Here is a 13,683-nt window from a genome sequence, read left to right as displayed (position 1 = left end):
GCGTGCGCGAGGGCCGGGCACTGCCCGTTGCGGGGCACGGTATCGTGAGCGTACCGAGCCACGAGAGAGGAACGCTGACATGAGGTGGACGCGTCGCGCCTGTACGGTCCTGGTCGCTGGAGTCCTGTCGATGTCCGCCTGCAAGCCCGAGGAGCCAGAGCCTCCTCCGCCGCCTGTTACCACCGACTCGCAGGGGGACTGGGAGGATACGGGCCGTTACGCCGCGTGCGAGGTGGTCAATAGCTCGGCGATCGCCTGCGGGGACCTGGAGAACGTCAAGGTCTCCGGGTGTGATGTGAGCACGCTGGCCAGCATGCCGCGGGACGGCATCTACACGATGGTGTACCGGAACGACGCAGCGGTGCCCGCCATCGGCGTGGGCTCCTTCCGCGTGTCGGCGGATGGGAGCCTCGATGCCTTCCGGGGAGCGACGCCGACGGAACGGCAGGTGGACTCGGACACGTTCTTCCTGTCGAGCACGCGCAAGCAGTCGTCATCGGTCACGGTACGCTACTCGGTGGTGGGCTGTCGCGCGGAGGGCAACCGGCTGTATGGCTGCTACGTCAACTGCCGCAACGGCAAGGCCAACGGTTCGGGCACCTTCCTGGCGGAGCGGTGGACGCGGCGGGCGGGCGAGGCGGAGGCCTCGGGTCTGACGCTCACCTCGGAATCGGCCGTGGAGGGAGGCCTGCCGGTGGACATCTACGTCACCCAGGGCCACGCGTACGTGGTGTCCATTCCGGATGGGGCCGAGCGGGGAGGGCTCACGGTCTTCGACGTGAGCAACCCAGCGGCTCCGGTGCTCGAGACGCGGATCACCCAGCTCAACGACAACTACTGGAACGGGGTCTGGGCGAAGGGGAACGCGCTGTACGTGGCGAGTGCGAGCTCGGGAGTGGTGGTCTTCGACATCTCGGAACCGGCGAACCCGAAGCTGTTGAAGAGCCTGCCCTCGGGACGGGGGCAGATCGACGTGCACACGGTGTTCGTGGAGGGGGACCGGCTGTATGGGATGTCACCGAGCCCGTCGCCGCAGACGCTCATCTTCGACATCCAGCGTCCCACCGAGCCGGTCCTGCTTGGAGAGTACGCGGAGCCGGGGGCGACGACGGATCCGACGGTGGGCTTTCCGCATGACGCGCTGGCGTTCGAGGGGATGCTGTACATCAACCACTGGTCGAGCGGGTACCTGATGGTGGACTTGAGCGATCCGGCCAACCCGAAGAAGGTGGGCTCGTACACGTACCCGTACGCGACGAGTCACGCGAACGCGGTGGGGAAGTTCGGCGATCGGCGTATCGCCTTCGAGGGCGGGGAGAGCTGGGGTGCGCACCTGCGGGTGGTGGACGTGACGGACCCGGTGCACCCGGTGCGGATCGGCGAGTACAAGCTGGAGGCGAGCGCGTCGATCCACAACATGGTGCTGAAGGGGGAGCGGCTCTACATCTCGCACTACCATCACGGGGTGAGGGTGCTGGACGTGTCGGTGCCGGAGAACCCGAAGGAGGTGGCGTACTACAACACGTTCCGTGAGGCGGATCCGGGCCGAGGGGAGAGCTTCTACGAGGGAGCGATCGGCATGAGGGTACCGGGAGACGGGTACGTGTACGTCATCGACACCTCGAGGGGCCTGCTCATCTTCCCCGAGCCCTGAGGGGGGGGAATGGAAGTCCAGTGGCCGGGGTTACATCCCCAGCCGCCAGTCACGGGGCCCACTTTTCGGAGACATTCGGAGGGGGGTCCCTAGGCACGAGCCTCGAAACGTGACACACGGCAATGGCCGCCCCCCTATAGGGGCGCGGCCTCCAGCCCCGCTCATTGGGGCTGGACAAGAAAGAAGACGAGTAAATGGCAACTGGTACCGTGAAGTGGTTCAACGACGCGAAGGGCTTCGGTTTCATCTCGCAGGAGGGTGGGGGGGATGACCTCTTCTGCCACCACAGCGCGATCCAGTCCTCCGGCTTCCGCTCCCTGCAGGAAGGGCAGAAGGTCGAGTTCGACGTTGCCCGCGGCCCCAAGGGTCTGCAGGCGCAGAACGTCCGGCCTATCTGAAGCGCGTCCGTTAGGACCCGCACCGGGCCCAGTCTCCTCAGCGAGGCTGGGCTTTTTTCATTCTCCGGTGGGGTGGGCATCCGTGGCCCGGATGCTTAATCTGCTCTCTCACGAGCGGTACCGTGAGGGGTTCCCAGGAGAGGGGCGGCTTGACCGTCTCCTCGTCCGCCCGGCGGGCCGATTCCAGGCTCATCAAGACTGTAGGCACGGGCCTGGTCTCCAGAAGGAGGCAGGGCCTTTCCCTTTTTCCTTTGGATACTCATGACGGTTACATTCATCAAGCGGCAGAAGGAGCGGGCTCGTCAGCAGCGCAATCAGGACAAGCAGCTCAAGCGCGAGGAGCGCAAGCGCGAGAAGGCCGAGCGCCCCGCCCACGTGGACGGTGGAGTCGACCCGGACATCGCGCACATCGTCCCGGGGCCGCAGGCACCGCTGGAGTACTGAGCGCGTAGCTCGTGGACACGGGCTCGCGGGGGAATACGCTCGGCGCCTCTGCAACGGAGGCAGCCATGACCCTGAGCGTTTTCTCCACCCACCGCCGAGCCTCGTGTTCCCTCTTTACTGCGGTGCTGCTGTTGGCCACGGCCTGCGCGCACCAGCAGCCCGAGGCGCGGCACGAAGAACCCTCCCACACGAAACACTCCCACGGTGAGCACCACGGAGCGATACCGCACCGCTTCGAGAACGCGGAGGAGTGGGCGAAGCGCTTCGAGGAGCCGGAGCGTGACGCGTGGCAGAAGCCGGACGAGGTCGTGAAGGCCCTGGCCCTGCCGCCGGACGCGAAGGTGGCGGACATCGGAGCGGGGACGGGCTACTTCGCGGTGAGGCTGGCGCGAGCGGTGCCCCAGGGGCGGGTGTACGGAGTGGACATCGAGCCGGACATGGCGCGCTACCTGGGCGAGCGGGCGAAGCGCGAGAGCTTGAGCCACCTGGAGGCGGTGCTGGGCGAGCCGGGGGACGCGAAGCTGCCGGAGCCGGTGGACGTGGTGCTCATCGTGAACACGTACCATCACATCGGGGACCGGGTCGCATACATGAAGCGGCTGGGTGAGAAGCTGAGGCCCGGGGGGCGGGTGGTGATTATCGACTTCCGAGAAGAATCGCCGAAGGGGCCGCCGCGGCAGCACAAGCTGTCGCCCGAGCAGGTGCGAGGGGAGCTGGAAGCGGCGGGCTACGGACTTGCCCATACGCACGACTTCCTGCCGGACCAGTACATCCTGGTGTTCCAGCGCGGTTGAGCGTCCACGCCGCCAAACGCTGGCGTGTGGTGGGTGTTTGTTAGTCTGAATCCGCCAGCGCACGTAGGTGAGGGGGGGACCTCAGAGGTGCCTGCGCAGGATGGTTATGCATTCCATGTCTTCCGTTCGTGCTTCGCAGTCACCCCGAGGAGCGCCGCACCTCGGGGTAGTCATGCTCATGGCCCTTCTGACGACGGCCTTGGGTTGCCCGGATCCGAGGCCGGAGTGCCTCTACAACTCGGATTGCGAGGACTCGGCCGTCTGCAAGAGCGGCATGTGCGTTGCCGAATGCCTGCGGTCGGTGGACTGTGAGGAGGGCTATGTCTGCACCGATCAGCGCTGTGTGCGCGAAGACCTGGGCGGCGGAGGGGGCGACGCGGGAGTTCAGAGCTGCGTCTACAACTCGGACTGTGCGGAGCCGAACCTGTGTCTGCAGGGCGTATGTCGTCCCGAGTGCGTGCGGACGGTGGACTGCGCGGAGGACTACGTGTGCCGGGAGTTCCGGTGCATCAAGAACAACCCTGATGGAGGCACGCAGCCGGATGGCGGAGTGGAGCCGGATGGAGGCACGCAGCCGGATGGCGGAGTGGAGCCCGACGGAGGCACGCAGCCGGATGGCGGAGTAGAGCCGGATGGCGGGGTGGAGCCTGATGGAGGCACGCAGCCGGATGGCGGCACGGGGCCGAATCCCACGGATCCGAACAACGCGACCAAGGACACGGACTGCGATGGCCTGAGCGACAAGGTCGAGTTCGAGACGGTTTATGGCGGGCTGCGGACCGACCCGGGCCTGGCGGATACCGATGGAGATGGGCTCCAGGATGGACTCGAGCTGGGAGTCGACCAGCCGGTGGCGGGCACCCAGTGCATCTTGCCTCGGGACGCGAGCGCCGCCCTGAAGACGAACCCGGTCAACCCGGACACGGACGGCGACGGCCTGCGGGACGGCGTGGAGGACGCGAACAGGAACGGTAAGGCGGACGACAACGAGACGCACCCACTGCTCAAGGACACCGACTGCGACGGGCTGCTCGATGGACCGAGCACCGGGAGCGTGAAGGGTGAGGATCAGAACGCCAACGGACACTGGGAGAGCACCGAGACGGATCCGCTCCAGGCGGACACCGATGGTGACGGCCTCGTGGACGGAGTGGAACTGGGCGTCACCAGCAACATGGACCCGGTGGCCTGCCCCAACTTCCTCCCGGACATGGACCCCAGTACGACCACGGATGCGACGAATCCGGACACCGATGGTGACGGGGTCATCGATGGCGCCGAGGACACCAACCAGAACGGAATGGTGGACCCTGGCGAGCTGGATCCCAGGACGCCTGATGCGACAGGGCCAGTGGCCCAGGTCTGCACCGAAGACAAGCTGCGCCCGGTGTCCTTCCAGTCCGAGAGCGGGCCGGACATCAAGTTGGCGCTGCCGCCCTCCTTCTCGGAGGTCACGCAGATCAAGTCCGGTGCCGAGGTGAAGGGACTGGTCGGCTACGACAGCACCTCGAAGATCGCCTTCCTGGCGTTCCGCACCACCCCGCCCGGGGGCTCCGCGGACCCGCTCGGTGACGAGGATGCGCTGCTGCCTCTCCTCGCGTCCAAGGGCGCGCTGACCAACCGCACCGCCCAGGTGTTCAAGACGTGGGAGGGCTTCGAGGCCGTGCAGGCCTTCTATGACCAGGCGGGCTCGACCACGGACCTCAAGCGCCGTACGGACGAACTGGTGGACGCGCTGGTGCCGGGCAGCACGGGCCGCCTCAGCAGCGCCGCGGCGGGCGTCACGGGCAACTTCCGCCTCCAGACGCTCTTCGTGCACCGCTCGAATCAGAGCCTCGTGGTGGTCATCGCGGTGGCGCCCCTGGCGGGCGTGACGGGCAGCAACAGCAGCACCCCCGCCGCCTTCTCCGCCAAGGACCTCTCGGATGGTTCCGCGCTTGCCCAGTTCGGCGAGTCCACGGCGGTGCAGTGCGAGCGCTTCCAGCTCCCGAGCTCCAAGGTGGACTTCCTCTTCGTCGTGGATGACAGCGGCTCGATGACGAGCTCGCAGATGGCGCTGGCCGCGAGCGCCCAGTCCGCGGCCAACGCGCTCAACGCCTCGTCAATGGATTGGCGCATGGCGATGGTGACCTCGTCCTACCACCTGCCCACGGGCAGCAATGGCAACGCGTTCAGGCTGCGGCGTTTCACCCGCAACGTGAGCAATGTGAAGGCCTGGCTCACCGAGGGCAGCGCGTGCTCGGGCACCCCGGGCACGTGTAGCTTCACCGCGCCGTCCGAGCCCGCGACCTGCCCCGGCGATACCTCCGAGGGAGTCAACGGCGGCTGCTGGGTGGGCGTGGCGGGTAGCGGCACCGAGGGCGTGCTCGGCGCGGCCCGCAAGGCCATCGACGACATCACACCGGGCACCGAGCCGGGTGCCTCCGAGTCCGGCACCCTGGTACGTAAGGACGCCACCCTCGTGGTCGTGCTGCTCGGGGACGCGGATGATCAGACCTCTGGCTACACCACGACCGTCACCAACTGCGGTGCGGGGGGAACCTCGGACAAGGCGGGGTCCGGCTGCGAGAGCGTCGTGAACTTCGTGAAGTTCTTCGGTGACCGCGCGGGACTGACGCCCACAAACAAGACGGGGCAGCAGATCTCCGTGCACGGCATCGTGTGCCCGTACGGAAGAGCCTGCGGCTGCTCCACGGGAACCGCCTGTACCTTGAGCGAGCCCTCCCGCGAGTTCAACCCGCAGCCGGCCAACGGGCCGCAGCGCCACGCGACGGTGATCAACGCCTCGGGCGGCGTGCTCGGCTCCATCATCGATACGGCCTCCATCGGGGCCGCGATGGACGCGATCATCGCGGATACCATCGGCAACGCGGGCTACAAGACCCTCAAGCCGCCCATCGGCGCGTCCATCAAGGTGGCCGTGGCGAATGTGCTCGACCCGGCGGTCTGCACCGCGAGCAACAACCTGCCGCGCAGCACCGTCAACGGTTTCGACTTCGATGGCAGCGCGCGCACCCTCTCCTTCTTTGGTGCCTGCCGTCCCGTGAGTGATGCGACCCAGGTGGCGGTCTCGTACCAGTACTGGAAGGACTCGGTGAAGGCGCCCAACGGCGGTGTGCCATGTGAGGACGACCCGAACTACAGCCCAGTCGAGCCGGACCACTGTGCCGGCCCCCTGGAGTGCAGCGCCGCGGGCACCCAGTGCGTCTGCAAGCCCGACTGCGGTGGCACCTGCGGCCCGGCGGCGCGGTGTGACATGGCGCTCTGCGCTTGCGTGCCGTAGGAGCGCAACCTCCTCCAGGCGATCGAGCTCGGCTACCCCGTGTACTGGAGCGTCCTCCTGTACACGGGGCGCCGGCCCCAGGCCGGCAACCGAGTCACTCTTCGAGGGGGCGGCGCTTCGCGGTGAGGACGATGTAGCCCATGCAGCGCAGCGCGTGCTCCGTGATGCGAGCCCATTGGCCCTGGACGCCCGCCAGGAAGTCCTCGCTGTACGCCTGCCGCACTTCCGCCTCCTTCTCGCGGAGGGCGGAGGCCACCGCGCCAAACGTTGGCAGGACGTTCTCTCTCACGTCCAGGAGCTGCTCCAACTCGAAGCCCGCGTCGCGAACGAGCGCGGGGTAGGCCTCGGTGGTGCTGAAGCTCCGGGCAACGAAGGCGCGCTGGAGGAAGGAGCGATCCTCCGGCGTCGCGTCGGCCGAGAGGACGATGTCGGCGATGAGCATCCGCCCGCCGGGGCGAAGGACGCGTGCGAGCTCGCGCAGCACCGCGGCGCGATCAGGCATGTGGAAGAGCGATTCGATGGCCCAGGCGGCATCGAAGGACTCGGCGGGAAATGGCAATGCCATGGCATCGCCTCGGTGGAACGTCGTCTGTCCACCCATCCCGAGCTGGTTTGCCCATCTCCCGGCCTGTGCGGCCTGTAGTGGGCTGATGGTGATTCCCTCCACCTTGCACCCAGTGCTCCGCGCGAGCTGGATCGCCGGCTCCCCGAGGCCGCACCCGACGTCGATCACGCGTTGACCCGCCTGACTCCCGAGCTGTCCGAGCAGCAGGTCCGTGAAGCGCTGCTGGGCCTCGCCGAAAGAACCGCCAGCGTCACCTTGGGGCCAATAGCCGAAATGCAGGCTCCTGCTGCCGATGATTTCGTAGAACGGCGTGACGGAGTCGTAATGCCGCGCCACGGATTCCGGGGTCGCTTCGATTTCCGTGCTCATCGCGCTGCCTCGTTTCTCCTGAAACATTCGCACCCCTATGCGCGGCATGGGAACCCTGGCAGGCTGATTGGGTCCGAATGCGAAGCTATCAGGTCTTTCAACCCACCATCGACGCAGCCTGGGAGCTTCTGGAAACACGGCTCACCACCCTGCCGCCTCCGCTCGATGCGCTGGCGCGCCGCTTTCTCTCGCACATCTCCGAGGGAGAGAGAGGCCACCGAGGTTACTTCGCCAGCCGGCTTGCTCCACCGCTCGTCTTCCTCCCACTCTGGCTGCGCGAGCGCTTCCGGCGCGAGCACCCCGCCTCCGCGCTCTCGGAAGAGGTGACGGTGCGCCTCGTGGCCGCCGCCATGTGGGGTTATCTGTATATCCGCATCCAGGATGATGTCCTCGACGAGGCCCACCCGGAGCGCTCGCGGACGCTGCTCGGCAACGTGTGCGCGTGGGAGATGGCGCGTCTCCTGGAGGCACTCGTGGGGGACTCGGTCGCCTTTCGCACGGCCTTCGAGCGGGCCTGGCTCGACTTCACCCGGTGGACGCTCGCGGAGCACGAGCAGCTGCTGTCCGGGGCCGAGTACACCGAGGCGCAGTTCGAGCAACATGCGCGCAAGGTGGCCTTCGCGCGTGTGCCCGCGCTCGCCCTGTGCATCCTCGCTGGCCGCCCCGAGCTCGAGCCCACCCTCGAGACGCTGGTGGAGCAGCTTGGTGTCGCCTACGGGTTGACCAACGATGTGGTCGGTTGGCAGAGGGATCTCTCCAATGGCCATCGCACGTTCCTGCTCGCGCGTGCTGGCTTCACGCGCGGAGAGCCCCTGGAGAGTGCGCGCCGCAAGGTGCGGGAGGCCCTCTACGGTCGTGGTCTCCTTGCCGCGACCCTGGACTCCTCGGCCACGTGGCAGCGCCGCGCCGCCCAGAGCGCGGAGGCTCTCGGCCTCGCGGAGTTCTCCGACTACACACGCGAGCGGCTCGCGCTGCTGGATGAGCTGGCGTACGAGGCCAGTCTGTTCCAGCTCCGCTGGGTGCTCGCTGGGGAGAGGGCCCGTTCATGACGCCCGACCAGGTTCGCGCCACCTACGACGAGTCCTACGCTCGCCGCTACGACGCCTCGTTCCTGCTCAATCCCTCGCACGGCTTCCGCGACAAGACGCTCCTCGAGCTGTTCCTCCTGCGGATGCTCACGCTGCAGGCGGACTCGTGGCTGGATGTGGCGTGTGGCACCGGCTTCTTCCTCCGCCACGGGCGCGGCAATCCGAGCCTCCGCTGCACGGGCTTGGATCTCTCTCCCGCCATGCTCGCGCGTGCGCGCGAGGCGAACCCCGAGGCCCGGTTCATCGAGGGCGACTTCCTGGCGCCGCATCCGGAGCTCGAGGGGCGCTTTGCCCTCACCACCTGCATGTGGGGCGCCTACGGGTTGCAGGAATCGGTGGAGCACATCGCTCGGCTCGTGGAGAACCTTGTCCGATGGACGTGCCCGGGTGGCACCGTCTTCATGCCGGTGTTTGATCCGGCGGGCTTCGTCACCCTTCAGGCCGAGGGACGGCTGATGAAAGTCGTCACGCTTCGCGCACCGGATGGCACACGCTGGTCGTATCGCGAGCCCGACGGGAAACTGCACGAGGACGTGCTCGCGCCGCCACTCGACGTGATGCGCGCGATGTTCGAGCCCGCCTTCGACAGCGTCGACCTCAGGCCATATCCCGACACACCGATGGCCGCCCTCATCGCACGGGGGCGCCGCGTCCCGGGCGGGTAGCCCGGAGTTTCTTCATCACCTTGGAGGGGAGAGCATCATGGATAGGAAGATCATCGACGAAATCATCGGCCGTGCCATCACCAGTCCCGAGTTCCGCAAGGCGCTGATCGACGACCCCAGGAAGGCCCTGACAGACGCCGGTTACCCCGTGGACGACGCGTTCCTGGCGCTCCTGGATCCCGCCCACCTTCAGGAGCTGGACACCATGGCGACCGAGTACGAGCAGCGCTTCCTCGGCGGAAAGACCGTCCATGACGCCGTCAGTGCCAGCACCACGGACGATGGTGGCACTGGCGACAGCAGCCCCGGCACCATGGGCTGAGGCCCCTCTATTCCGGACCGGGCGGGTGTCTCAGGACGCCCGCCGCTCCTCGGTGGGCTCGGCTTCCGGCAGCGAAGCGCCGATCGTGCCCAGCACCCGCCGCGCGATGGCCTCGTCGCGCTCGCGCTCAACCAGGATTTTCGCGCACGCGGCGCGCTCGAGCAGCCCCTGCGCCTCCTCATAGGGCGTCTTCAGGGTGCGGGCGAGGTCCACGGAACGCAGCGTCGCCGTCCGGGCCTGCTCCAGGCGTCCCTGAATTCGTGCCAGCCGGGCCTCGATGCGCGCGGCCGAGGTTGCACCGAAGCGGAACACCTTGGTGAAGCCCTGGAGGGCCTTCAGGGCGAGCCCGATGGCCTGCTCCGACTCCTTGCGGGCCTCCGCGCTCAGCCCGCCGCCAGCCAGCAGGTTCAGGTGGTAGTCCGCCACGTTGGCGAGGCCGATATCGAGCGCGTAGTGCAGGCCGGGCTGGAACTTGAGGAGCGGCGCGGCCATGCGCGCCACGGCCTGGGCCGTCTGCGGCTGGGTATGCGTGAGCACGCTGAGGGCAATCAGCTTCTCCGCCGGGAACTGCTGCTCACCGATGAGGCCGAGCGCCCGCTCCGCGTACTCGCGCGCGGTGTCCAACCGTCCGCGGCGGCGCTCCACCTCGGCGAGGAAGGTGTACGCCTGCATCTCCGAGACCGTGTAGCCGCTGCGGCGGGCGCTCGCGGCGACCTCCTCGAGGGCCGCCGCGCTGTCGGCGAGCCGCCCCGTGTAGAGCAGCACGATGCCCCGGTTGAAGCGCGGGTGCAGCCCCGCCTCCGTCTGCCGGGCGCCGAGCTGGTCGTCGATCCCCACCGCCTTCTCGATCATCGGCAGGGCGGCGTCCCAGTCCCCGTTGAACAGGTGGTACAGGCCGCAGATCTGGTTCACGTAGCTGATGGTGACGAGATCCTGGATGCCCGGCAGGGCCTGGACCGCGCTGTCGTAGTAGGAGCGGGCGATGCGCTGCAGGCCCAACGTGCTGAAGAACGCGCTGGCCTGGACCCACGCATTGACGAGCTCGTTGGACGGGCCGGCCTCCTCGGCCTCGTTGAGCTGCCGCACCAGGGCATGCAATCCCTGCAGGGGCTGTCCGGCGAAGAAGTAGAGCTTGAGGTGGCTGCGGCGGATGTTCGCGGCCTGGAGCAACCGCTCGCGCCCGGTAGAGCGCGGCTGGGCCGGGCGCACCAGACGCCGGTAGGCGTGCAGGCCCAGCTCCTTGAGCATGTCCACCGCCAGGGGGGCGGTGCTGTCGGGCACGGGGCAATCCAGCAGCTTCAGCGCCTGCGTGTACTCCTTCAGCGCGTCATCATGCCGCCCCAGGCGCAGCAGGGCCTCGGCCCGCATCTGCGTGCGCTGGCTCAGGTCCTCGTGGCCAGGCTTGAGCGAGCCCTCCTTCTCCAGCCGCTCCGCCTCGGTCAAGAAGGTGAGCACCTCGGGGTTCGCATAGGCATGGAGCGCCTGCTTCGCGGCCCGCATCAGGTAGGAAATGGCCCGGGGCTTGTCGTCCGCCATCGTCCAGTGGTGCGCGAGCAGCGGCAGGAACTGCTCGATGTCCTCGGCGCGCTTGCGTTCGATGAGCTCCGCGAGCGCGCGGTGCAGATCCCTCCGCTGGGTGAACAGCATGAGGTTGTAGGCCACGTCGCGCGTGATGATGTGCTTGAAGATGTACTGGAGCTGCGGCAGCGGCGACTCGAGCGGGGTGAAGCCCATGGCGTCGAGCGCGGCGAGGTAGGAGTCCAGGTGGGGCCGCTCATCGGCGACCGGGTAGATGGCACTCAGCGTGTCCGGGTCGAACACGCGGCCGATGACGCTGGCGACCTTCAGCGGGAGCTGGAGGTGGGGCGGGGCGCGGTCGATGCGGCTGGTGATGACGCCCTGGAGCGTGTTGGGCAGCGAGATGGCGCTCAGGTCCGGCACGAGCAGCCGGCACTGTCCGTCCTCCACGGCGATGGCGCGCCGCTCGAGCAGCTCGCGGACGAGCTCCTCGCAGAAGAAGGGGTTGCCCGAGGCCTTGTCGCACAGCAGGGTGGCCAGCTGCTCCGGCAGCTTCTCGACGCCGAGGCGGCGCCGCGCCAGCTCCAGGCTCTCGCTCGGAACCAGGCCCTCCAGCTTGAGGTTGAGCGCGCTCGGCTCGCCCAGCACGGCGTTGCTGTCCGGCGTCGGCGATTCGATCTCCGGGCGCCGCGTGAGCACCAGCACCAGCCGAGACATGTCCTGCCGCAGGCGGTTGAGGAGCTTCCACGAGGCCGAGTCGAGCCAGTGCGCGTCCTCCAGCACCAGCAGGAGGGGACTCTTGCTGGCGCGCGCGCGCAGCATCTCGAGTACCAGCTCGATGGTGGACTCGCTGCGCGTCTCGCCCGTTATCTGCGAGGTGACGTCCGTCTCGGGTAGCTCGGCGGAGAGGAAGGCGTTGAGCAGCGGAGCGAAGCGCTCCATGCCGGACTTCACGCCGAGGTCGCGCAGCACCTCCTCACGTCGCGCCGGCTCGTTGGCGCCGGGCCCGATCAGCTCGGCGATGATGGGCCTCCATGCGAACCACGCGGTGTTCTTCTCGAAGGCGTCCGCCGCGCCCCCCAGCACCGAGACGCTGAGGCGATCGGCCTGGGCCAGCAGGTCGATGATGAGTCGAGACTTGCCAATGCCCGCCTCGCCCTCGATGAGGACGAGCCGCGAGGCGCGCTCCTCACTGAGCTGGCGCAGCGTCTCGGCGAGCTGCCGGCGCTCCTCGGTGCGGCCGATGAGGCTGGTCAGCTCCGGGAGCGGGGCGGCGGGAGCGCTGCGCCGGCGCGGCTGGAACATGGGCACGGGCTCCGTGCGGCCACGCACCTTGCGCGGGGGCAGCGTCTCGAACTCGAGCCGCGCCTTGGCACCCGCCTGAGTGGCCTCGTCGCACAGGATGTCGTCCGTTGCCTCGGCCATGATGCGCGCGGCGAGGTTCATCACGTCGCCGATGAGGGCATAGACGCGGCGCTCATCATTGCCCACGGTGCCGGAGAACACGCGGCCGGTGGTGATGCCGATGGAGCAGCGCAGGCCTTGCTGCTTGACCGCGTCGCGCACGGACAGGCCGGCGAGCGCGCCGCGCTGCGCATCGTCCTCGTGGGAGAGCGGCGGCAGGCCGAAGGCGGCGATGACCGTGACGCCTTTCTCATCCACGCCGTACTGATAGATGCTGCCCTCGTAGCGGTAGACCGCGCCCTGGATGGCCGTCATCACCGAGTGGGCCTGCGCCAGGGGCGTGCGCTCACTGAGCTCGGGCAGGTTGATGAAGAGGACCGTCACCTGGCGCAGCTCCGCCAGCCAGTCGTGGTGGCCCGCCTCGATGCGGGTGCGGATGGCGGCGGGCAGGAGCGCCTTGATCGCCTGCTCGCACTCGGCCGGAAGCTGCGGCCTGGGCTCGCGCCGCAGCGGCAGCGGGTTCTGCACCCGCGACAGCTGCATCCAACCGCCGGACTGGGTCTGGCCCTGGACTCGCTCGCGCAGGAGCGAGGCCACATCGGGCGAGAGCATCACCCGACCTGGGACGAGCGGGAGGTCCCGGCTGTAGATGCGCTTGAGCGCACTGCCGCTCGCATAGGTCTCCCAGCGGTCGCGCACGCCGCCAGCGTAGACGAGCGCCACCTCGCCGACGTCGATGGCCACCTTGAGCTCGAGCTTCTCGGAGGAGGTGGCCGCGGTCTCGGCCATGCGGCTCTGCAGGGCCAGACCACACTGGGCGGCACGCTGCACCACCTCGCGGAGGTCCTCGCCGTACCAGACGCAGATCATCGCGTCTCCGGCGGAGCTGAGCACGTCGCCGCCGTGCTCCAGCACCGTGCTCATCATCATGCCGAAGTAGGCATTGAGGATCGTCGTGAGCTCATCGATGCCGGCGGGGCCTCGGCGTGCGAAGCGCTCGCAGAGCGGGGTGAACCCCGACACGTCGAAGAAGAGCACCGCGCCCGGCCGGGCTTCCCGAAGTGGCTCGTTCAGGGGTGCGGTGCGTGCGCGAACGGCTCGCTGCACCTGCATGGGAACGTAGGCCTGGAAGATATCAGTCAGGGTTGGCATGGGGCGCCCTCCGGAGTGGCGCGGAAT

10 protein-coding genes are annotated in these 13,683 nt (G+C 68.2%); 8 read left to right on the top strand and 2 right to left on the bottom strand.

The window, feature by feature from the left end; genetic code table 11:
* Nucleotides 1-79: 79 nt before the first annotated feature.
* The 5 genes from OV287_RS50295 to cglD all read left to right on the top strand — a co-directional run bounded on the left by OV287_RS50295 (nucleotide 80) and on the right by cglD (nucleotide 6,573).
* Entirely contained in the window at nucleotides 80-1,654 is a 1,575-nt protein-coding gene (locus tag OV287_RS50295) for an LVIVD repeat-containing protein (RefSeq protein WP_267541229.1), read from the top strand.
* Between the two features lie 194 nt (nucleotides 1,655-1,848).
* Nucleotides 1,849-2,052: a cold-shock protein gene (locus OV287_RS50290; protein ID WP_267541228.1), complete on the top strand. Its 204-nt coding sequence runs from the start codon at nucleotides 1,849-1,851 to the stop codon at nucleotides 2,050-2,052.
* 261 nt (nucleotides 2,053-2,313) lie between these two features.
* Nucleotides 2,314-2,496, top strand: coding sequence for a hypothetical protein (locus tag OV287_RS50285; RefSeq protein WP_267541227.1), 183 nt, complete (start codon nucleotides 2,314-2,316; stop codon nucleotides 2,494-2,496).
* Nucleotides 2,497-2,561: 65 nt separating this feature from the next.
* Nucleotides 2,562-3,290: a class I SAM-dependent methyltransferase gene (locus OV287_RS50280; protein ID WP_267541226.1), complete on the top strand. Its 729-nt coding sequence runs from the start codon at nucleotides 2,562-2,564 to the stop codon at nucleotides 3,288-3,290.
* A 172-nt stretch (nucleotides 3,291-3,462) separates the two neighbouring features.
* The gene (gene cglD, locus OV287_RS50275; RefSeq protein ID WP_267541225.1) at nucleotides 3,463-6,573 is read left to right on the top strand and encodes an adventurous gliding motility lipoprotein CglD; all 3,111 of its coding nucleotides are present in this window, start codon (nucleotides 3,463-3,465) and stop codon (nucleotides 6,571-6,573) included.
* A gap of 94 nt (nucleotides 6,574-6,667) precedes the next feature.
* Here cglD and OV287_RS50270 read toward each other — a convergent pair whose 3' ends face one another.
* Complete coding sequence (locus OV287_RS50270) at nucleotides 6,668-7,507, bottom strand: SAM-dependent methyltransferase (protein WP_267541224.1); 840 nt, start codon at nucleotides 7,505-7,507, stop codon at nucleotides 6,668-6,670.
* Nucleotides 7,508-7,584: 77 nt separating this feature from the next.
* Here OV287_RS50270 and OV287_RS50265 point away from each other — a divergent pair, with 77 nt between their 5' ends.
* Genes OV287_RS50265 through OV287_RS50255 form a run of 3 tightly spaced genes read left to right on the top strand, consistent with a single transcriptional unit; the run spans nucleotide 7,585 to nucleotide 9,582 of the window.
* Complete coding sequence (locus tag OV287_RS50265; protein ID WP_267541223.1) at nucleotides 7,585-8,556, top strand: isoprenoid biosynthesis enzyme family protein; 972 nt, start codon at nucleotides 7,585-7,587, stop codon at nucleotides 8,554-8,556.
* Nucleotides 8,553-9,260 (top strand): class I SAM-dependent methyltransferase, encoded by a 708-nt coding sequence (locus OV287_RS50260; protein ID WP_267541222.1) that lies wholly within the window; start codon nucleotides 8,553-8,555, stop codon nucleotides 9,258-9,260. The genes OV287_RS50265 and OV287_RS50260 overlap by 4 nt, the downstream gene beginning before the upstream one ends.
* 37 nt (nucleotides 9,261-9,297) lie before the next feature.
* Entirely contained in the window at nucleotides 9,298-9,582 is a 285-nt protein-coding gene (locus OV287_RS50255; protein WP_267541221.1) for an Os1348 family NHLP clan protein, read from the top strand.
* Between the two features lie 30 nt (nucleotides 9,583-9,612).
* Here OV287_RS50255 and OV287_RS50250 read toward each other — a convergent pair whose 3' ends face one another.
* Nucleotides 9,613-13,656, bottom strand: coding sequence for an AAA family ATPase (locus OV287_RS50250; protein WP_267541220.1), 4,044 nt, complete (start codon nucleotides 13,654-13,656; stop codon nucleotides 9,613-9,615).
* Nucleotides 13,657-13,683 lie beyond the last annotated feature (27 nt).

The organism is Archangium lansingense, from assembly GCF_026626635.1.
In the GTDB taxonomy this organism is placed as follows: Bacteria; Myxococcota; Myxococcia; order Myxococcales; family Myxococcaceae; genus Archangium; species Archangium lansingense.
This window is presented reverse-complemented; position numbering and strand designations above follow the sequence as displayed.